Source organism: Variovorax sp. WDL1, assembly GCF_001541225.1.
Taxonomy (GTDB): domain Bacteria; phylum Pseudomonadota; class Gammaproteobacteria; order Burkholderiales; family Burkholderiaceae_C; genus Variovorax.
The window spans coordinates 33,674-53,712 of sequence record NZ_LMTS01000164.1 but is presented as its reverse complement, the minus strand read 5'-3'; the positions used below and the strand labels follow the sequence as shown (position 1 = coordinate 53,712).

The window sequence follows — 20,039 nt, the reverse complement described above, 5'->3', positions numbered from 1 at the left end:
AAAGGAGAACTCCATGGCTGTCCGCGACACCGACCTGATCCGCGCCTGGACCCAGGTCCTCACGCTTTCCAAGCTGAAGGCCGGCGACGCCGTCACCGTTCTTACCAGCGACCACACGCACCCGCAGACGCTGCGCTGCGCGATCACCGCTGCGACGATGCTCGGCGCCTGCGTCAGCCGGCTGGACCTCCCGCCCGTCAATGCCGAGAAGTCCCTGAGCCGCGACCCGCTGGCCTATCTCGGCACCACGCCGCTCACCGGCAATCGTGCTGCCATTGCAGCGCTGAAGGCGAGCGATCTCGTGCTCGACCTGATGACCCTGCTGTTCTCGCCGGAGCAGCACGAGATCCTGCAAGGCGGCACGAAGATCCTGCTGGCCGTCGAGCCGCCGGAGGTGCTGCTGCGCATGGTCCCGACGCTGGAGGACTTCGAGCGCGTGCAGGCCGGCGTCGCGCTGCTGAAGAACCGCAGGACGATGCGCGTGAGCTCGGCCGCCGGCACCGACCTTCACCTGCCGCTGGGCGAATACCCGATCACCGCCGAGTACGGCTTCGTCGACCAGCCCGGCCGCTGGGACCACTGGCCCAGCGGCTTCGCCTTTACCTGGCCCAACGAAGGCGGCGCCCAGGGCCGCATCGTGCTGGCCAAGGGCGACGTGCTGCTGCCGATGAAGTCCTATGTGGGCGAGCCGATCGAGCTCACCGTGAAGGACGGCTTCGTCACCCGTATCGACGGCGCGGTGGAGGCCGAGATGCTGCGCGAGTACATCGAATCCTTCGGCGACCCCGAGGCCTACGCCATCTCGCACATCGGCTGGGGCCTGCAGAAGCGCGCCTATTGGTCGACGCTGGGCCTGTACGACCGCGAGGCCACGCTGGGCATGGACGCACGTGCGGTCAGCGGCAACTTCCTGTTCTCGCTCGGTCCCAACAACGAGGCGGGCGGCAGCCGGACCACGGCTTGCCACATCGACATCCCGATGCGCCGCTGCAACGTCTTCGTGGACGAGCTGCAGGTGGTGCGCGAGGGCCAGGTAGTCGAGGAACTGATGACGCCGCAGCCCGCACGGAAAGAGCCCGCCCATGCCTGAAGAGAGCGAGGTCTACCGCCGCCAGGGCTTCGGCGCCGGCCTGGGCGTGCAGCCGCCGCTCGCGCTCCTGATCGTCGATTTCGTCAACGGCTTTGCCGACCCCGCGGTGTTCGGCGGCGGCAACATCCCGCAGGCGATCGGGCGCACGGTGCCGCTGCTGGCCTTGGCGCGCAAGCGGGGCTGGCCGGTGGCGCACAGCCGCATCGTCTATGCCGACGACGATGGCGACGCCAACGTCTTCAGCGACAAGGTGCCCGGCATGCTGACGCTGAAGGAGGCCTCGTCCGCCAGCGCCATCGTCGACGTGCTCGCGCCGCATGCGGGCGAGCTGGTGGTGCGCAAGAACGTCCCGTCCGCCTTCTTCGGCACCACGCTGGCGCCCTGGCTCGTCCAGCGCGGCGTGCGCACGCTGGTGGTCGCGGGCTGCGTGACCAGCGGCTGCGTGCGCGCCAGCGTGGTCGATGGCATGTGCTGGGGCTTCAGGCCGCTGGTGCTGGCCGATTGCGTAGGCGACCGCGCCATCGGGCCGCACGACGCCAGCCTGTTCGACATGCAGCAGAAGTACGCCGACGTGATGACGTCGGCCGAACTGCGCGAGCGCCTGCCCGCCGCTGGTTGAAGGCGCTCAGCGCGCCTCGAAGCCGCCGACCACGAAGCGCGTGACCTGGTCGATCAGCGAGTCCGTATCGTCCGGGTCGTACATCCCCTTGGGGGCCATTTCCTCCATGCGGTGCGTGTCGGAGAAGGCATAGAGGTACGTGCCGATCATCAGCGTCACGCGCCAGTACGCGTCCAGCTCGCCAAGCTTGGGCAGCGCCTCGCGCAGCACCTCCACGTAGCGCCGCGTCGAGCCGCCATAGGCATCGGTGCGCAGCTTGTACGAGATCTCCGGCGGCTCGGTGTGCAGCCGTGCCTGCAGCCGCAGGAAGGAGCGGCCCTGCGGCGTGCCGCGCAGCTGCAGCGTGGGCAGCAGGAAGGCCCGCACGATGTCGCGCACGCGCGGCTTGCCGTCCCTGCCCAGCGCGTCCAGGTTGTCCATGCGCTGCTGCGAGATGACCTGGCCGCGGCGCAGGAACACCGCCTCGTACAGGCCGTACTTGGAGCCGAAGTAATAGCTGATCAGGGCCTGCGTGACCTTGGCCTCGTTGGCGATCTCGCGCAGCGTGGTGCCGGCGTAGCCGAGATTGGCGAACAGGCCTTCTGCCGCGTCGAGGATCTCCTCGCGCACGAGGCTCGCGCCGCCGGGGCGGCCCGGGCCCTTCTGCTTGCTGCGGCGCTTGTCCGGGGCCGTTGCGGCGCTCGCAGCATGGGGCGACTGGCTCGGAGAATCCATGAATTAATCGATCGTTTAATACTTGGAGTGTAGTGCGCAGCGGCGCAGTGTTCGCGGCGCGAGGGACTGCCCGGACATAATCGCCGCTCATGGAAACCAAGTGGCTCGAAGACTTCGTCAGCCTTGCAGAGACGCGCAGCTTCAGCCGTTCGGCGCAGTTGCGCCATGTGACCCAGCCGGCCTTCTCGCGCCGCATCCAGGCGCTCGAAGGCTGGGCCGGCACCGACCTGGTCGACCGCAGCTCCTACCCCACGCGCCTGACGCCCGCCGGCCAGACGCTCTACGGCCAGGCCATCGAGATGCTGCAGGCCCTGCAGAGCACGCGCGCCATGCTGCGCGGTCATTCGGCGGCGGCGCAGGATGTGATCGAGGTCGCGGTGCCGCACACCCTGGCCTTCACCTTCTTCCCCGCATGGGTCACCAGCCTGCGCGAGCAGTTCGGGCCGCTGAAGAGCCGGCTCATCGCGCTCAATGTGCACGACGCCGTGTTGCGCCTGGTGGAGGGCAGCTGCGACCTGTTGATCGCCTACCACCATCCCTCGCAGCCGTTGCCGCTGGACGCCACCCGCTATGAGATGGTGAGCCTCGGCCAGGAGGTGGTCGCGCCCTGGGTCAAGCCGGATGCGGAGGGCGCGCCGCGCTACCGGCTTCCTGGCCGTCCCGGCCAGCCGCTGCCCTACCTGGGCTATGCACCCGGCGCGTACCTGGGCCGCGTCGTCGACCAACTGCTGAAGGAATCGCACACGGCGATCCATCTCGACCGGGTCTATGAAACCGACATGGCCGAAGGCCTCAAGGTGATGGCGCTCGAAGGCCACGGCATCGCCTTCCTGCCGCAGAGCGCGGTGCGCAAGGAGGTGCGGGCGCGCACGCTGGTGAGCGCGCTGCCGCCCGAGATCGAGAAGCTCGAGGCCACCATGGAGATCCGCGCCTACCGGGAACGGCCGTCCGCCTCCGCCCCTGCAAAGCCCGGGACGCGCGCCAGCAAGGGGGAAGGCATCGCCATGCGCGCCAACAAAGTCACGACCGACGCACTCTGGGCGTACTTGGTCGGCACCCAGCCCGCTGAGTGAGGAAGGAAGGCGGGCCGATGTTGTGCAGTGCACAAACTATGACGCGCGAGCATGCCGACCGCTGCAATGGGCATTTGCCTTCGGACCACTTGCCCTTCTAAAGTCTGGCCCGACGTTTTGCTGCGCCGAGGTCTGCAAGGCACGCGCCAGGCGCGTGCTTTTTTTCGGGCACAAAGGCTGCTTTGTGTCATCCCATCGAGCGCTCTGCAACACGGTGCACCGGTTCGGAACTGCCGCACATTCCGCGCGATTGCGCACGGTGCGCAGCGCACCGGGTTGGCCCGGGTGTGGCGCAGAATGCGGGTGTCTAGAATTTGTGTATCTCTCAGTCACAGGAGTTTTCCATATGAAGAAGCAAGTATTGGCACTGGCCGTGATGGCGCTCGCCGCCGGCAGCGCGCTGGCGCAGGCCAATGACACCCTGGCCAAGATCAAGGCCGGCGGCGCCGTCACGATGGGGGTGCGCGATTCCTCCGGTGCACTGGCTTACACCATCGGCGACGGCAAGTACGTCGGCTTCCACACCGAGATGTCCCGCAAGATCCTGAGCGACATCCAGAAGCAGCTGGGCCTGCCCAAGCTGGAGGTCAAGGAGCAGCTGGTCACCTCGCAGAACCGCATTCCGCTGGTGCAGAACGGCACCGTCGATCTCGAATGCGGCTCGACCACCAACAATGCCACCCGCCAGAAGGACGTCGACTTCGCCTACACCACCTACGTCGAGGAAGTGCGCATCGCCACGAAGAAGACCTCGGGCATCAAGTCCATCAAGGACCTGAACGGCAAGAACGTGGCCACCACCACCGGCACCACCTCCGTGCAGACCCTGCGCAAGAACGAGCGCGCATCGGGCATCGACTTCAAGGAAGTCATGGGCAAGGACCACGCCGACAGCTTCCTGCTGCTCGAGTCGGGTCGTGCCGATGCCTTCGTGATGGATGGCCAGATCCTGGCCGGCAACATCTCCAAGTCCAAGAACCCGGCCGACTTCGAGCTGGTCGGCGATGTGCTGTCGGTCGAGCCGATCGCCTGCATGGTGCGCAAGGGCGACAAGGCCTTCCTCGATGCCGTCAACAAGAGCATCGAGGCCCAGATGAAGGACGGCTCGCTCGCCAAGCTGTACGACAAGTGGTTCATGCAGCCGATCCCGCCGACCAACACCAAGGTGGGTCTGCCCTTGTCGGACGCCACCAAGGCCGCCTGGGCCGCACCCAACACCAAGCCGATGGAAGAGTACGTCAAGAAGTGATGCACATGGGCTGAGTCGAACGCCCGCCCTTGCGGCGGGCGTTTGTTTTCAGGATTTCTTTTCTTTTTTCTTCTTCTTTAAGCAACAACGACGAGGAGGTCCCGATGGGAAGTTGGGATTGGCAGGTCTTCCTGCAGGACCCGGGGGGCAGTGACCCGACGTATTGGCAATGGCTGCTCTCCGCCTGGGGCTGGACGGTCTCCGTCGCGCTGTCGGCCCTGGTGGTGGCGCTGGTCCTCGGCTCCATCGTCGGCGTGATCCGCACGCTGCCCAACAGCCCGTTCTGGGTGCGCCTGGGCGATGTGTGGGTCGAGCTGTTCCGCAACATCCCGCTGCTGGTGCAGATCTTCCTCTGGTACCACGTGGTGCCGGCGCTGTTCCCGGTCATGCGCGACGTGCCGCCCTTCGTGCTGGTGGTGCTGGCGCTGGGCTTCTTCACCTCCTCGCGGATCGCGGAACAGCTGCGCTCCGGTATCCAGGCGCTGCCGCGCGGACAGCGCTACGCCGGCATGGCGGTGGGTTTCACCACGCCGCAGTACTACCGCTACGTGCTGCTGCCCATGGCCTACCGCATCATCATTCCGCCGCTGACCAGCGAGTCGATGAACATCTTCAAGAACTCGTCGGTGGCTTTCGCCGTGTCGATCGCCGAGATGACGCAGTTCGCGATGCAGGCCGGCGAAGAGACCGCGCGGCCGATGGAGATGTACCTGGCCGTCACGGTGCTCTACATCATCTCGGCCTTCGCGATCAACCGCATCATGGCGTCGATCGAGAAGCGCACGCGCGTACCGGGCTTCATTGCCCAAGCGGGTGGGGGAGGGCACTGACATGTTGGCCAACCTCGACTTCTCCTTCTACAACTGGAACGTCATCACCGGCTTCCTGCTGAAGGGCCTGTACTTCAGCGTCTTCCTCACCGTCGTTGCAACGCTTGGCGGCATTCTCTTCGGCACGCTGCTGGCCTTGATGCGGCTGTCTGGCAAGAAGTGGCTGGACACACCTGCCGCGATCTACGTCAACGGCATGCGCAGCATTCCGCTGGTGATGGTGATCCTGTGGTTCTTCCTGCTGGTGCCCTTCATCATCGGCCGGCCGATCGGTGCCGAGGTCTCGGCGATCATTACCTTCGTTGCCTTCGAGGCCGCCTACTTCAGCGAGATCATGCGCGCGGGCATCCAGTCGATTCCGCGCGGCCAGGTCTATGCAGGCCAGGCGGTGGGGATGACCTACAAGCAGAACATGACGCTGGTGATCCTGCCGCAGGCCTTCCGCAACATGCTGCCGGTGCTGCTGACGCAGACCATCATCCTGTTCCAGGACACCTCGCTGGTGTACGCCATCGGCGCGTACGACCTGTTGAAGGGCTTCGAGACGGCCGGCAAGAATTTCGGCCGCCCGATCGAGTCCTACCTGCTGGCGGCGGTGGTGTACTTCGTCATCTGCTATGCGCTGTCGTACCTGGTCAAGCGTCTTCACAAGAAGATCGCCATCATCCGCTGAACATCGAAAGGCAAAGTCATGGCCGACAAAATGATTGAAATCAAGAACGTCTCGAAGTGGTATGGCCCTGTCCAGGTGCTCAACGACTGCTCCGTCAGCATCGCCAAGGGCGATGTGGTGGTGGTGTGCGGCCCCTCGGGCTCGGGCAAGTCCACGCTGATCAAGACGGTGAACGCGCTGGAGCCCTTCCAGAAGGGCGAGATCACGGTCAACGGCATTCCGCTGCACGATCCCAAGACCAACCTGCCGAAGCTGCGCTCCAAGGTGGGCATGGTGTTCCAGCACTTCGAGCTGTTCCCGCACCTGTCGGTGACGGAGAACCTCACGATCGCGCAGATCAAGGTGCTGGGCCGGTCGCAGGACGAGGCCAAGGCCCGCGGCCTCAAGATGCTCGACCGCGTGGGCCTGATGGCGCACAAGGACAAGTATCCCGGCCAGCTCTCCGGCGGCCAGCAGCAGCGCGTGGCGATCGCGCGCGCGCTGAGCATGGACCCGATCGTGATGCTGTTCGACGAGCCGACTTCGGCGCTCGACCCCGAGATGGTGGGCGAGGTGCTGGACGTGATGGTGGCGCTCGCCAAGGAAGGCATGACCATGATGGTGGTCACGCACGAGATGGGCTTCGCGCGCAAGGTGGCGAGCCGGGTGATCTTCATCGACGTGGGCGGGCGCATCCTCGAAGACTGCTCGAAGGACGAGTTCTTCGCGCATCCGGAGAACCGGCAGGCGCGGACCCGGGACTTTCTCAACAAGATCCTGCAGCATTGAGCGCTGCGTGCCCCCGAACGAAGAGCCCTGCGATGCGGGGCTCTTTGCATTGCTGGGGGGCGTTGTCCCATGGGGAGGGCGCCCGGCATGCGGTGCGGGCCGGTCGACCCCACTGCGGCGGCCCCTTCGGGGCTTCCCTGCGGTGCTCGCCTGACGCGAGCAGCGCAGGGCAGCCGCGAAGCGGCCGGCGACGTCGGCCGGCCCAGGGCATACCGCACGTCTGCGCCACCCAACGGTAGAACGCGTGTTACTGGGTCACTTCTTCCGAGCAGCAATCGCCTGCTCAGCCTTCGTCACCAGCTCCGCACCGATCTGCGGCTTCCACTTCGCATACACAGGCCGCGTTGCCTTCACGAAGGCCTCGCGCTCTTGTGGCGTGAGCTGCGTCACGGTCACGCCCATCCCCGCGATGTCCTTCAGCATCGGCTTGTCGGCTTCCACCAGGCCCTTGCGCGCCAGCTCGATCTCCTGCCTGCCCGCATCGATGGCGGCCTGGCGCACGATCGCCTGGTCGGCCGGGGTCCACGAGGCCCAGATGTCCTTGTTGACCACGAACACCAGCGGGTCCGCCATGTAGCCCCAGGTCGTCACGTACTTCTGCCCCACGGTGTGCATCTTGAGGATCGTGAAGAGGAACAGCGGGTTCTCCTGCCCGTCGACCGCGCCGCTCGCCAGCGCCGGCTGCGCATCGGCCCAGCTCATCTGCGTCGGGTTGGCACCCAGCGCGCTGAACATGTCGGAGAAGATGGGCGAGCCCACCACGCGGATCTTCATGCCCTTCAGGTCTTCGGGCGACTTGATCGCGCGCTTGGAGTTGGTGATCTCGCGGTAGCCGTTCTCACCCCACGCCAGCGGCACCACGCCCGACTTGTCCAACGTCTTGAAGATCTCCTTGCCGACCTCGCCCTGCGTCAGCGCATCGACGGCCGCGTAGTCCGGCATCAGGAAGGGCAGCGAGAACAGGTTGAGCTGCTTGACCTGAGGCGACCAGTTGATGGTCGAGCCCACCGCCATGTCGATCACGCCCTGGCGCAGCGCGCTGAACTCGCGCGTCTGGTCGCCCTGGATCAGCGAGACGCCGGGGTAGAGCTTGATGTTGATGCGGCCCTGCGTGCGCTCCTTCACCAGGTCGGCCCAGATCTTGCCGGCCTGGCCCCACGGCGTGGGCGGCCCGAGCACCAGCGACATCTTGTATTCGGCCTTGTAGCCTTGCGCCGGCGCGGAAACGGAGAAGCTGCCCAGCGTGGCAGCGACGGCCAGCAGGCCGAGCAGGGAACGACGGAACTTCATGTGTGTGTCTCCTTCATGTGAACAACAAAAATCGAATCTCTCAATAGCCCAGCGCATGCGGCAGCCACAGCGCCAGCTGCGGCCAGATGATCACCGCCACCATCACCAGGAACATCGCGAACAGCATCCAGCCGACCCAGCGAACGGTCTCTTCCATGCGCACACCGGCGATGCGGCAGGACACCATCAGGTTGACCGCCAGCGGCGGCGTGAACTGCCCCAGCGCCACCTTCAGCGTGAGGATCACGCCGAACCACACCGGGTCCCACTTGTAGTGCTGAACGATCGGCCACAGCAGCGGCACGAAGATCAGGAAGATCGAGACGCCGTCGAGGAACATGCCCACCGTGATCAGCAGCAGGATCAACAGCGACAGCACGCCGTATTCGCCCAGCCCCGAGTTCACGATCGCCCGCGTCACCGGATCGATCACGCCGAGCGTCGACAGCGAGTAGGCGAAGATCCCCGCCAGCGAGACCACCAGCAGGATCACCGCCGACAGCTCGCCCGACTCGCGCAGGATCACGAACAGGTCGCGCACGCGAATCGTGCGATGCACCGCCATGCCGACGAAGAGCCCGTAGAACACCGCCACCACCGCCGCCTCGGTGGGCGTGAACCAGCCGGCGCGCATGCCGCCGAGGATCAGCACCGGCGCGGCCAGGCCCCAGATCGCATCGCGCAGGCTCTTCCAGAAGGGTGGCCGCGGCAGTGTGGCCTCCAGCGCGCCCATGCGGTGGTGGCGCGCCATCCACACGGCCGGCACGATGAGCGCCAGGCCCGCCAGCAGGCCCGGAACCATGCCGGCGGCGAACAGCGCCGGCACCGAGGCGCCCGGCACCAGCACCGAGTAGACGATGAAGGCCACCGAGGGCGGGATCAGGATGTCGGTGGCGGCGGCGGCGCCGACCACGCTGGCCGAGTAGGCGGCGGGGTAGCCCGCGCGCGACATCGCGCCGATCATCACCGCGCCGACCGCCGCCGCGTTCGCGGGGCCCGAGCCCGAGATGCCGCCCAGGAACATCGCCACCACGATCGCCACCAGCGGCAGCATGCCGGGTCCGCGCCCGACGATCGCGATCGCGAAGTTGACCAGGCGCAGTGCCACGCCCGAGCGGTCGAAGATCGAGCCGACCAGCACGAACATCGGGATCGCCAGCAACGGGTACTTGCCGAGCCCGGCATAGAAGTTCTGCGGCACCGCCAGCAGCCCGAACCACTGGGCATCGGCGTTCGCCAACCCGATGGCGACGGCACCGGCGAGGCCCAGTGCCGCGCCGATCGGCACGCCCACCAGCATCATCAGGATGAAGGCGGCGAAGAGCAGCGCCGGGATCATCCGCGTGCGTCCTCGCCGCGCTGCTCGCGGCTGCGCCGGTTGAACAGGCCCACCGCGCGCAGCCCGATCGCGAAGCAGACGATCGGCAGCCAGATCGAGTACCACCACTGCGGCACGCCGATGCCGGGCGAGGTCTCCTCGTAGCGGTAGTCGTCCCACACCACGCGCACGCTCAGCGCGGCAATCAGGAAGAAGAGCGCCGCCACCATCAGCGCGCCGAACTGCGCGAGCCGCTTGCGCCGGACCATGGAGCCGCCGTCGGCGAAGTACTCGATGCGGATGTGCCGGTCGCGCGCCACCGCGGCCGAGCCCGCGACCATCGCCAGCAGGATCATGAGGAACACCGAGAACTCCTCGGTCCAGGCGAAGGAGGAATCGGTGAAGTAGCGCACCAGCACGTTGGCGAAGGTGATGCAGGCCAGCAGGCCCATGATGATCACCGTGGCCCAGTCCTCGATGGCCAGCGGCACGCGGGTGGACTCGTCGGCGGCTTCGATCTCGGGAGGGAGAGGGGTGGCGGCGTCCAGCAGGGGGCCGGACTCAGGGGGAGAGGACATCAGGGAAACGGCGCAGCGGCCGGGATTCGGCAACCTCCGATCGTAACGATCGATAACGGTTTCCCTATGGGGGCTTTCCTTAGCCGCGATCCGTGCTCAGGGCCGGCTGCTCCGTGCCGGGGTCTGCACCCCGACGCCGACGTGCACCCGAAGCTCTCCCAGCCCTTCAACCGCACCGGTCATCGTCTGCCCGGCTTGCACGGGGCCCACGCCGGCAGGCGTTCCCGTGTAGATGAGGTCGCCCGGATGCAGCTCGAACCAGCCGGACAGGTGCGCGATGGTCTCTGCCACGTTCCAGATCAACTGGCTGATATCGCTGTCCTGGCGTGTCTGGCCGTCCACGTCGACGCTGATGCGCGCCCGCCCGGGGTGCCCGATGGCGGCGACGGGGCTGATGTCGCCGAGCAGGGCCGAGCCGTCGAAGGACTTTCCGATTTCCCACGGCCTGCCTTGCTCGCGCATCCGGATCTGGAGATCGCGCCGGGTCATGTCGAGCCCCACCGCATAGCCGAAGACGTGGTCGAGCGCCTCGCGGACCGGGATATTGCTGCCGCGCCTTCCGATGGCGACGACGAGCTCGATCTCGTGCTGGAAGTCCACGGTACGGCCGGGGTAGGGGATCTCGGCCGTCGTGCCTTTGCGGACGGGGACGATGGCGTCCGTGGGCTTGCAGAAGAAGAAGGGCGGCTCGCGATCGGAGAAGCCCATCTCGCGGGCATGCGCCGCGTAGTTTCTTCCAACGCAGTAGACACGGCGCACCGGAAAGAGCAAGCCGCTGCCTGCAACCGGCACGGCCGTCGCGGGCGGTGGGGGCAGCACATAGGCGCTCATTCGAACGCTCCCGCCGCGGGGCGCGCGTCTGCACCGGGCACCGCTTCGCGGCGGCGCATCGTTGCGCGAGCCAGCAGCGCGACCGCGACGGCGGCCGTCCACGCAGGGAGCGCGGCCACGGCGAAGAGGGACTCCAGGGCCACCCCGGTCCCGACCAGCATGCCGCCCACCACGGGCCCGACGATCGACCCCGCCCGTCCCACGCCCAGTGCCCAACCCACGCCGGTCGAGCGGATCTCGGTGGGATAGAGGCCGGATGCCAGTGCGTTGATGCTGATCTGCGCGCCGATCACGCAGAAGCCCGCGACAAAGACCATTGCCATCAGCGCCGGGAACTCCGCCTGCGTCATGCGGCCGATGGCGAACGTCGCCAGGCCTGCCGCGACGTACGCGGCGAGGAGCACCCGGTAGGGGCCCAGCCGATCGATCAGCCGCGCGAACATCAACGCGCCCGCAATGCCGCCGAGATTGAGCAGGGCGGTGGACACGATCGCCTTGTCCAGCGGCACACCGGCCTGCCGCAGCAGGGCAGGCAGCCAGTTGACCAGGAAGTACAGCACCAGCAGGTTCATGAAGAACACCGCCCACAGCAGCAGGGTCTGCGCCGTGCGCTGGCCGCCGAATAGCTGCATGACGCTCATGCCTTGCTGCGGCTGCGTTTCGCTCCTCTTGAAATGCACTTGCGCAGCGCGCTCCGCACCCAGGATCGGGACCAGCAGCGCTCGCAGCGTGGCATCAGGCGTGCGCCGCGCGGCCAGCAGCCGGATCGATTCGGGCAGCCACACGAAGAGCGCAGGCAGCAGCAGCAAAGGCAGCGCGCCGCCCAGCCAGAAGGTCGATTCCCATCCGAGCGAGGGGATCATTCGCGCCGCCAGGAAGCCGCCCAACACGGCGCCCAGCGGAAAGCCGCAGAACATCAGGCTGATCAGCGTCGCGCGCGAACGCGCCGGGGCGTACTCGGCGGTCAGCGCAATGATGTTGGGCATCGCGCCGCCCAGGCCGAGGCCCGTCAGCAGCCGCAGGATCAGCAGCGTCGCGGGCGAATCCGCCCAGGGCGTCAGCAGGGTGAACAGGCCGAAGATCGCCGTCGTCGCCATGATCACGCGGCGGCGCCCGAAGCGATCCGCTGCCGGGCCGAAGACCAGCGCGCCGAGCATCAGGCCGGCCAGGCCGGCGCCGAACACCGGGCCGAAGGACGAGACCGGCACGCCCCATCGGGCGGCCAGCACCGGCGCCACGAAGGCAACGACCTGGGTGTCGAAGCCGTCCAGCATCGCGATCAATGCGCAGAGGAAGACGATACGTTTCTGGGCTCGGCCGAAGGGGGCCTGGTCGATCGCGGTCGCTGCGTCGACAGAGGAAGTCGCGGGCATCTTGTTCTCCGTGTGTGTGTCGGGACGGGCGGTGATCAGTCCTGGTGCGGCGCCTTGCCCTCGACCATGTGGAAGGTGCGGCCGATGGGTTCCTCCCAGATCAGGTTGCGGTCCATCGCACGCGCCGGCATGTCCTGGATCACGTACTGGATGGCCGCCTCTCTGCCGGTGTTGATGTGCTCGTGGCTGGCCATCGGCGGGCAGCCGAAGGTGTCGCCGCGCTTCCAGTCGAAGCGCTGGCCGTCCAGCACCGAATAGCCCTCGCCCTGGATGATATGATAAAGGGCGTAGGAGTTGTGCCGGTGGGCGACGATGTGCTCGCCGGGGCCGAAGATCTGGATGCCGAGAAAGATCGACGGGAACACACCGCCCGCTTCGCCGGTGTCGCTGTTGACCAGCGCGATGAAGCGGCGGTCGGCGCGGCGCAGCGGGTCGCGCAGCACCTGTTCCAGACGGGGCTCGAGATCGTTCCAGCGCCAGATGGCCGCGCGCAGGTTCTTCTTGACGAGGAAAGGGTAGTACTCGTCGTCGGTCATGAATCGTGCCCACTCGGTGCGATCCACGATCGACGTGGTCTCCGGGGCGTTGTCTTCTGTGTCGAGTTGTGCGCTCATGAATGCGTCTCCTGGGGGTGGTTGAAGAAAATGCTCAATCGGGCAGTCGTCCGCGCAGATGCCAGTCGAAGAAGACCAGGCTTCTTTTCCAGGCCTCGGCGGAGGCGACGGGCCGGAAGGCGGCTGGACGGAACCATTCGTCGAACGCGTGGGGTGCGCCGGCATAGGTGTGGATCTCGTGGTGCCGCTGGGCTTCGCGCAGCTGCGCCGTGAAGTCGGCCAGTTCCTCCTTGCCGATCAGCCTGTCCATGTCGCCGAAATGCCCGAGCAGCGGTGCTTGCAGGCGCGCCGCCACGCCGATGGGGTCCTGCGCTTTCGGGCGCGGACGGCGCAGCTGCCCGTAGTACGCAACCGCGCAGGCAGGGCCGTCCGCCTCGCTTGCCGCGAGCACTGCGTAGCTCCCGCCGATGCAGAAGCCCAGCACGCCTGCGTTCCGGCGATCGATGCCGCACTCGCCGAGCCAGTCGAGCACATGGCGAACGTCGGCCAGCACGCGATGGTCGTCGACGGCCGCTACGGCGGCATCAATGCGCTCGGGCGTGGACAGGTCCGGCTGCGACGCGCCGCGGCTGAAGTAGTCGACGACGGCGACCAGGTAGCCGGCGCGGGCGAGCTGATCGGCACGGCCCGCGACGTACGCGTTCAGCCCGGCGATGGCGGGGAGCAGCACCACCGCATGGGTCGCGTCCGCATGCTCCGGCCGGCGGACGTGGACCGTGAATCTCTCGAATGCGTCTTCCTGCAGGAGGACGTGCTGTTGCAGGGGAGTGGGGCTCATGGTCTCGGTTCCGGGCTTCGTTGCGGCAAGTATTCGTTCCAGGCCCTTCGCCACGCAATGCGAATGACTTAGTCGCTACTATTCGCTGGATGAATAAGCAGGCGATCGACCTCAACCGTCTTCGTGTCTTCAGGGCCATCTGGGAGTGCCGCAACGTCTCGCGCGCGGCCGAGGCGCTGGGTGTCTCGCAGCCCACCGTCAGCCACGCCTTGCGCGATCTGCGTGCGCATTTCGGCGACCGCATCTTCGTGCGCTGCCCTGGCGGCGTCATGCCCACGCCCTTGGCCGAGACCATCGCGCGCCGCATCAGCCAGGCCCTGGCCCTGCTCGAGCAGGGGCTCGATATCCGCGGCGAATTCGACCCCGCGTCGAGCCGACGCGAATTCACGATCGTGATGACGGACATCGCCGAGGCGATCATCCTTCCGCGCATCCTCGGCCTGTGCCGGCACGAGGCGCCTGCGGTCGGCTTTCGTGCCATCCAGCTGCCCACCGAATCCGTCGTCGGCGCGCTGCGCGACGGCGCTGCAGACGTAGCCATCGGCTTCAGCCCCGCCCTGCGGGCAAGCCTGCTGCACAAGTCCTTCTTTCGCAGCGAGTACGTGTGCATCGCCAGCGCCACGCACCCGCGCATCAAGGAGCGGATGAAGCTGCAGGATTTCACCCGCGAGCGCCATGCCGTGGCCCAGGCCCAGGGCACCGGCCACCACGCCGTCGAGGCCGCGCTGCAGCGCATGGGGCTGCTCGATGCCATCGGCGCGCGCGTGCCGCACTTCCTCGCCCTGCCGACCATCGTGGCGGCCAGCGACATGATCGCCACCATCCCCCGGCCACTGGCAGAGCTGATGCTTCCCGTGGCGGCGGTACGCATGCATCCGCTGCCGATCCGGCTGCCGAAGCTGCTGATCGAACAGTTCTGGCACGAGCGCTTCCATGACGACGCGGCGTCGCGCTGGCTGCGGGCGCTGCTGCCGCGGGCGATGCAGGAAGTGTTTGCGACCGGCCCGCAGGGCTTCAGGCAGGCCGTTGACTGACCCGGCTCCTTATCGGTAGACCAGGCCCGACAGGCGCCACGCGAGCTGCTGGCGGACCATCGGCAGGCGCGACAGCGTGCGCAGCAGAAGGTTGCGCGCCGCGCGCAGGGCGGGCCGCGCCGTCGCCATGCGCGTGAGGCGATCGGCCAGCGCGATCACCTGGCCAGCAACGGGGCGCCGCATCGTGCCGTAGTCATCGAGCGCGGCTTCGTTGCCCGCCAGTGCCTGGCTCAGCGCTTCTGCAAGGGTGATCGCATCGACGATGCCGACATTCATGCCTTGCCCGCCGGCCGGGCTGTGCACGTGCGCGGCATCGCCGGCCAGCAGCACGCGCCCGGCGCGGTAGGCATCGGCCAGCCGGTGATGAACCCTGAAGCGCGAACCCCAGAGCACCTCGTGGACCACCGCCCGTTCGCTCGCCGGGCCGCGTGCGTCCAGCAGGGCTTGCAGGTAGCCGGCGTCGGGGTGCTCCGGCGCATCCGCCACGGTCGCGACGATGCGGTGCGCACCGCCGGGCAGCGGCGCCACGACCACCATGCCTGCGGGCGAGAAGTAGAGGATCACCTCGTCGTGAGGTACGCCGCCCGCCAGGCGCACATCGGCCAGCAGGAAGGATTCGCCGTAGCTGCCGCCGGTAAAGCCGATGCCTGCGCGTTCGCGTACCGTGCTGTGCATCCCGTCGGTGCCGACCACGTAGCGCGCCCGCACTTGCCGGCCGTCGTCGAGCGTGGCGGTGGCGCCGGTGGCGTCCTGGCGCACGCCGGTCAGCACGCGCGGGCGCAGCACCTGGCCGCCGAGCTCGTGCAACCGGTCGAGCAGCACGCTTTCGGTGACCGCCTGCGAAACCATCAGCGTGTAGGGATAGCGCGTCGGCAGCTGGTCGAAGCCGATCGGCACCAGCACGCGGTCGCGGTCACGGATCGTGAAGCGCTGCGCCTGCACGCCGCGCTCCACCAGCCGGTCCGCGACCTGCAGCGTCTCGAGGGCTTCCAGCGTGTAGGCATGGACCACTGCGGCACGAGAGGTATTGGCGCCCTCGGCCTGACGGTCGATCAGCATGAAGTTCACGCCGCGGGCAGCGAGCGAGGTGGCCAGCGTGAGGCCGGCGGGGCCTGCGCCGACGATCAGCACGTCGGTGTCGAAGGAAGCAGACGAGGGGATGCGCGGGTCGGACATGAGGTTCTCCTGAAAAGTCGACGTTTGTTGGTCAACAAGTGTTGGCAATTCTGGACCGTGGCTTGCCAATTTGTCAACAACTGTTGGCCTATACTTGTTGACATGGCTGAATCCGACCCCGTCCTCCCTCCCGCGCGGCGCTCCGACGCGACCAAGGCGACCATCCTCGCGGCCGCGCGAGCCCAGTTCGCGGCTGTGGGCTACCAGGCCACCACCATCCGCGCCGTAGCGAATGCGGCCGGGATCGATCCGGCGATGGTGATGCGCTACTTCGGCAACAAGGAAGGGCTGTTCGCCGCCGCGGCAGATTTCGACCTGCGCCTGCCGGACCTGGCCGGGGTGCCGCGCGATGCGCTGGGCGCCGCGCTGGTGTCGCATTTCCTGGATCGGTGGGAGGATGACGAGACGCTCATGGCGCTGCTGCGCACCGCGTCGACCAACGAGGCCGCGGCAGAGCGCATGCAGGCGCTGTTCTCGTCGCAGATGGCGCCGCTGATCTCGCGCCTGAGCGGCGACTCGCGCGCGGGCGCGGCCGCGCGCGCCGGCTTGATCGCCACCCAGGTGCTGGGCTTCGCCCTGTGCCGCTACGTGCTGAAACTGCCGCCGGTGGTCGCGCTGAAGCGCCCGGAGATCGTCCGCCGCATCGGGGCGACCGTGCAGTCCTATCTGTTCGACGCCTGAGAAGGTGTGAACGGATCCGCCATGTCCGCGTCGAGTCAGGGCGCGCCGGTGGTCCCTGTGAACGCGGGGGTGGGCATGGTCGTCTCCGGTTGGAACGACGAGATCGGCAGTCCCGCTACTGCACGAGCACCTGCACCTTGAGAGGCAGGCGCCCGAGCGTGTCCTGCAGGCGCGCCTGCAACGCCTGCACGGCCGGCCCCGTCGCGGCGGCATCGATGGTCACCGTCAGCGACTTCTCGCCCTCGGCCCGTACCGCCGGGCGCGCGGCGCCGGGCAGGTCGAGGTCGGCCCAGGCCTCCTCCACCAGCGCCTCGGCCACGCGGCGCGCGGCGAGGGCGCGCAGGTCGGGCTTGAAGATCTTGCCGACATTGGTCACCGGCATCTGATCGATCACCACCACCGACCTGGGCTTGGCCGGCGCCTCGTCCACTCGCGCCGCGGTGAAGGCCAGCAGCTCGGCCTCGCTGGCCGTCGCGCCAGGCACCAGCGTGGCGAAGGCCACCGGCAGTTCGCCCGCATAGGCATCGGGCGCGCCGACCGCGGCGCACAGTTGCACCGCGGGATGCGCGCCAAGCGCGTCCTCGATGGTCTTGGGGTCGATGTTGTGGCCGCTGCGGATGATCAGGTCCTTGGAGCGCCCGCTGAGGTTGAGGCGTTCCTCTTCGTCGATCCATCCCAGGTCGCCGGTGGCCAGCCAGCCGTCGGCGGTGAAGGTCTTCGCGTTGTCCGCCGGATCGACGAAGCCCGAGAACAGGTTGGGCGACTTGAACAGCACCATGCCCTGCTCGCCAGGCGGGAGCTCCTGGTCGCTGGCATTGCCGTGCGCATCCAGCGCCACGATGCGGATCTGCGTCCAGGGCAGGCGCAGGCCGACGCAGCCCGGCGGCCCGATCACGCCGGGCGGCGTGATGGTGGAGATGCCGGCCATCTCGGTCATGCCCAGGCTCTCGTGCACGTGCAGGCCGAACAGGCGCTCGAAGCGCGCCGCCAGCTCGGGCGGCAGCACCGCGGCGCCGGTGCGGCAGTAGCGGATGGAGGAGATGTCGGCGCCGTCCAGCGGCACATTGGCCAGCGCCGCGAGCACCGTGGGCACGGCGGACAGCGAGGTCGGCCGGTGCTTCTCGACCAGCTTCCAGTAGTTCGCCATCACCTGCCGGTTGCGCAGCAGGGTGGTGGTGGGAATGATCACCTCCACCCCGGCCGAAAGCGAGGCCAGCGACGCCGGCAGCACGCCCGCCACGTGGAAGAGCGGGTAGCCGTTGATGGTGATGTCCTGGGGCCCCTGGCCCGTCATCTTCACGCTGGCGAATGCGGTGAACACCTGGGCGCCGTGGCTGTGGCGCGCCAGCTTGGGCGCTCCGGTGGTGCCGCCGGTGTGGAAGTAGGCAGCGATGTCGGCGGGCGCGATGTCGCGGCCGCTCGCCAGGCGGTCGTCAGGCTCCATTGCACGCCGCGCGGCGAAGTCGAGGACGCCCTCCGGCAGCGCGCCCGCGGCACCTGGCGCCTCGTCGTGCGGTGCCACCCGCAGCACGGTGGCCAGCGTCGGCACCTGGCCGCGCAGGCGCATCGCCTTGGACCACATCCCGCCATCGTCGTCCGCGCCCCAGGCCACCAGCACCTTGGCGCGGCCGGCCTTCATCAGCGACACCAGCTTCTCGTCGGTGAGCAGCGGGTTGAGTGGCTGCGCGATGCCGGCCGCGCTGCCGCCCCACAGCGCCAGGTGGTAGTCGAGGCAGCCCGGCAGCAGGATGGCCACCGCATCGTCCGGGCCGACGCCCAGCGTGTGCAGCAGGTTCGCGGTCTGGTGGATGCCTGCCAGCAGCTGGGCATAGGACCAGCGGATCGGCTCATCGGCCGGGTCGCCGCTGCGCAGGAAGGTCAGCGCCGTCTTGTCGCCAAAGGCCGCCGCGGCGTTGCGGAAGATCTCGTAGGTGCTGCGCACCGTCAGCACCTCGGCCAGCGGCGTCTGCTCGAGGCGGCGCACGTCCTCGATGCTGCGAATGGGGAAGGACGCGCTGAAGGGCGCGGCCGTGGCGCGTGTCTCGCTCGTGCTCATGACGGATCTCCTCGTTCTGGCGTGGGCCCCTGCGCGCCGGGCTGCCTGGCCGCGGCGCGCATGGCCCATTGTGGATGCGTCAGTGCGCGGCGGGGAGGGCTTGCCGGCCGAGCGCGGCGAAGCGCTGCAGATGATGGTCCTCGTCGCCCAACTGGTGGTCGATCATCACCAGCCGCTTCGCATAGTGGGCCAGCGGCAGTTCCCAGGTCATGCCGATGCCGCCGTGCATCTGGATGCTTTCCTCTGCCACCAGCGTGCCGATGCGCCCGATGCTGGCCTTGGCGGCCGAGAGCGCGCGCTCTCGCGCCACGCGGTCGTCGCCATCGATCGCAGCCGCCGCATTGATCACGGCCGAGCGCGCCTGCTCCACTTCGAGCAGCAGGTCGGCCATGCGGTGCTGCAGCGCCTGGAAGCTGCCGATCAGCTGGCCGAACTGCTTGCGCGTGCGCAGGTATTCGAGCGTGGCCGCCTTGGCTGCTTCCATCGCGCCCAGGCTCTCGGCGCACAGGGCGAGCAAGCCACGGCCGATGGCGCGCTCCAGCGTCGGGTAGCCCTTGCCTTCGCTGCCCAGCAGCGCTCCGCCTTCAAGCTTGAGGCCGTCGAACACGAGCTCGGCCACGCGGCCGCCGTCGATCGCGGGGCAGCCGCGCACATGCAGGCCCTGAGTCTTCGCCGGCACGAGGAAGAGCGAGATGCCGGCCTCGTCGTCGTCCGCGCCGGAGGTGCGTGCGGAGACCACGAACAGGCCGGCCTGCTCGCCCTGCGGCACCACGGCCTTGGCGCCGTTGAGCAGCCAGCCGTCGCCGCTGCGCTCGGCACGCGCCTGCACGTGCGCGGGTTCGTAATGCGTGCCGGGCTCGTCGTGCGCCAGCGCCGCGATGGTGCTGCCCGCGATGATGCCGGCCAGATGTTCCTTCTGCGCTTCGCTGCCCGCCGCGGCAATCGCCTCGCCGGCCATGACCGCGCCCAGCACCGGCTCGACCACCAGGCCGCGGCCCAGCGCCTCGAAGACGACGGCGACATCGAAGCCGCCGCCGCCGAAGCCGCCATCCTCTTCGCGAAAGAGCGCGCCGATCACGCCGAGCTCGGCGAACTGTTCCCAGATCTTCCGGCTGAAGCCTTCGGGCGACTTCGCGATGCGGTCGCGCGCCTCGAAGGCGTACTGCTCGGCGATGAAGCGGTTGAGGCTGTCGGCGAGCATGCGCCGGTCTTCCGTGTGTTCGAAGTTCATTCAACTCTCCTGTGCCTCTTGGGCAACGCACGCCGCATGGACAAGAGCGGCAACAAAAGGGCA

20 protein-coding genes are annotated in these 20,039 nt (G+C 68.0%); 9 read left to right on the top strand and 11 right to left on the bottom strand.

Annotation, left to right across the window (positions count from 1 at the left end; genetic code table 11):
- Positions 1-13 precede the first annotated feature (13 nt).
- Positions 14-1,090, top strand: a complete 1,077-nt coding sequence (locus APY03_RS23155) for a 2,5-dihydroxypyridine 5,6-dioxygenase (RefSeq protein ID WP_068680458.1) — start codon at positions 14-16, stop codon at positions 1,088-1,090.
- A complete protein-coding gene (locus APY03_RS23150; protein ID WP_068680457.1) occupies positions 1,083-1,709 on the top strand; it encodes an isochorismatase family protein in 627 nt (208 codons plus the stop codon). Before APY03_RS23155 ends, APY03_RS23150 begins: the two co-directional genes overlap by 8 nt.
- Positions 1,710-1,715: 6 nt before the next feature.
- Here the strand turns inward: APY03_RS23150 and APY03_RS23145 are convergent, their stop codons facing one another.
- A complete protein-coding gene (locus APY03_RS23145) occupies positions 1,716-2,423 on the bottom strand; it encodes a TetR/AcrR family transcriptional regulator (protein ID WP_068680456.1) in 708 nt (235 codons plus the stop codon).
- Positions 2,424-2,512: 89 nt separating this feature from the next.
- On the opposite strand from APY03_RS23145, the gene APY03_RS23140 reads away from it, so the two are divergent.
- The 5 genes from APY03_RS23140 (at position 2,513) to APY03_RS23120 (ending at position 7,016) form a co-directional block, all read left to right on the top strand.
- Positions 2,513-3,496: a LysR substrate-binding domain-containing protein gene (locus tag APY03_RS23140; RefSeq protein ID WP_068680454.1), complete on the top strand. Its 984-nt coding sequence runs from the start codon at positions 2,513-2,515 to the stop codon at positions 3,494-3,496.
- A 346-nt stretch (positions 3,497-3,842) separates the two neighbouring features.
- Positions 3,843-4,745: an amino acid ABC transporter substrate-binding protein gene (locus APY03_RS23135; protein WP_068680452.1), complete on the top strand. Its 903-nt coding sequence runs from the start codon at positions 3,843-3,845 to the stop codon at positions 4,743-4,745.
- A gap of 104 nt (positions 4,746-4,849) precedes the next feature.
- Positions 4,850-5,575 carry an amino acid ABC transporter permease gene (locus APY03_RS23130; RefSeq protein ID WP_068680451.1) on the top strand — a complete coding sequence of 242 codons (726 nt, stop codon included), beginning with the start codon at positions 4,850-4,852 and terminating at the stop codon, positions 5,573-5,575.
- 1 nt (position 5,576) lies between these two features.
- Positions 5,577-6,248 carry an amino acid ABC transporter permease gene (locus APY03_RS23125; RefSeq protein ID WP_068680450.1) on the top strand — a complete coding sequence of 224 codons (672 nt, stop codon included), beginning with the start codon at positions 5,577-5,579 and terminating at the stop codon, positions 6,246-6,248.
- Between the two features lie 30 nt (positions 6,249-6,278).
- A complete protein-coding gene (locus APY03_RS23120) occupies positions 6,279-7,016 on the top strand; it encodes an amino acid ABC transporter ATP-binding protein (protein ID WP_068680670.1) in 738 nt (245 codons plus the stop codon).
- Between the two features lie 255 nt (positions 7,017-7,271).
- On the opposite strand, the gene APY03_RS23115 is transcribed toward APY03_RS23120, so the two are convergent.
- The 7 genes from APY03_RS23115 to APY03_RS23085 all read right to left on the bottom strand — a co-directional run bounded on the left by APY03_RS23115 (position 7,272) and on the right by APY03_RS23085 (position 13,798).
- Entirely contained in the window at positions 7,272-8,306 is a 1,035-nt protein-coding gene (locus tag APY03_RS23115) for a DctP family TRAP transporter solute-binding subunit (RefSeq protein ID WP_068680449.1), read from the bottom strand.
- 40 nt (positions 8,307-8,346) lie between these two features.
- On the bottom strand, positions 8,347-9,645 hold the full coding sequence (locus APY03_RS23110; protein ID WP_068680448.1) for a TRAP transporter large permease: 1,299 nt from the start codon (positions 9,643-9,645) through the stop codon (positions 8,347-8,349).
- Positions 9,642-10,202 (bottom strand): TRAP transporter small permease, encoded by a 561-nt coding sequence (locus APY03_RS23105; RefSeq protein ID WP_068680447.1) that lies wholly within the window; start codon positions 10,200-10,202, stop codon positions 9,642-9,644. Before APY03_RS23105 ends, APY03_RS23110 begins: the two co-directional genes overlap by 4 nt.
- Before the next feature lie 96 nt (positions 10,203-10,298).
- Positions 10,299-11,033 (bottom strand): fumarylacetoacetate hydrolase family protein, encoded by a 735-nt coding sequence (locus APY03_RS23100; protein ID WP_068680445.1) that lies wholly within the window; start codon positions 11,031-11,033, stop codon positions 10,299-10,301.
- Positions 11,030-12,406 carry an MFS transporter gene (locus APY03_RS23095; RefSeq protein WP_068680444.1) on the bottom strand — a complete coding sequence of 459 codons (1,377 nt, stop codon included), beginning with the start codon at positions 12,404-12,406 and terminating at the stop codon, positions 11,030-11,032. Before APY03_RS23095 ends, APY03_RS23100 begins: the two co-directional genes overlap by 4 nt.
- Positions 12,407-12,441: 35 nt before the next feature.
- The gene (locus tag APY03_RS23090; RefSeq protein WP_068680443.1) at positions 12,442-13,020 is read right to left on the bottom strand and encodes a cupin domain-containing protein; all 579 of its coding nucleotides are present in this window, start codon (positions 13,018-13,020) and stop codon (positions 12,442-12,444) included.
- 34 nt (positions 13,021-13,054) lie between these two features.
- Complete coding sequence (locus APY03_RS23085) at positions 13,055-13,798, bottom strand: dienelactone hydrolase family protein (RefSeq protein ID WP_068680442.1); 744 nt, start codon at positions 13,796-13,798, stop codon at positions 13,055-13,057.
- A gap of 89 nt (positions 13,799-13,887) precedes the next feature.
- Between APY03_RS23085 and APY03_RS23080 the strand changes: the two genes are divergently transcribed.
- Positions 13,888-14,832, top strand: a complete 945-nt coding sequence (locus APY03_RS23080) for a LysR family transcriptional regulator (protein ID WP_068680441.1) — start codon at positions 13,888-13,890, stop codon at positions 14,830-14,832.
- Between the two features lie 9 nt (positions 14,833-14,841).
- On the opposite strand, the gene APY03_RS23075 is transcribed toward APY03_RS23080, so the two are convergent.
- Positions 14,842-16,008, bottom strand: a complete 1,167-nt coding sequence (locus APY03_RS23075) for an FAD-dependent oxidoreductase (protein ID WP_068680439.1) — start codon at positions 16,006-16,008, stop codon at positions 14,842-14,844.
- 102 nt (positions 16,009-16,110) lie between these two features.
- Here APY03_RS23075 and APY03_RS23070 point away from each other — a divergent pair, with 102 nt between their 5' ends.
- Positions 16,111-16,689, top strand: coding sequence for a TetR/AcrR family transcriptional regulator (locus tag APY03_RS23070; RefSeq protein ID WP_068680436.1), 579 nt, complete (start codon positions 16,111-16,113; stop codon positions 16,687-16,689).
- A 115-nt stretch (positions 16,690-16,804) separates the two neighbouring features.
- Here APY03_RS23070 and APY03_RS23065 read toward each other — a convergent pair whose 3' ends face one another.
- Both APY03_RS23065 and APY03_RS23060 read right to left on the bottom strand, forming a co-directional pair.
- On the bottom strand, positions 16,805-18,745 hold the full coding sequence (locus APY03_RS23065; protein WP_068680433.1) for an acyl-CoA synthetase: 1,941 nt from the start codon (positions 18,743-18,745) through the stop codon (positions 16,805-16,807).
- 79 nt (positions 18,746-18,824) lie between these two features.
- Positions 18,825-19,976 (bottom strand): acyl-CoA dehydrogenase family protein, encoded by a 1,152-nt coding sequence (locus APY03_RS23060; RefSeq protein ID WP_068680426.1) that lies wholly within the window; start codon positions 19,974-19,976, stop codon positions 18,825-18,827.
- Positions 19,977-20,039 lie beyond the last annotated feature (63 nt).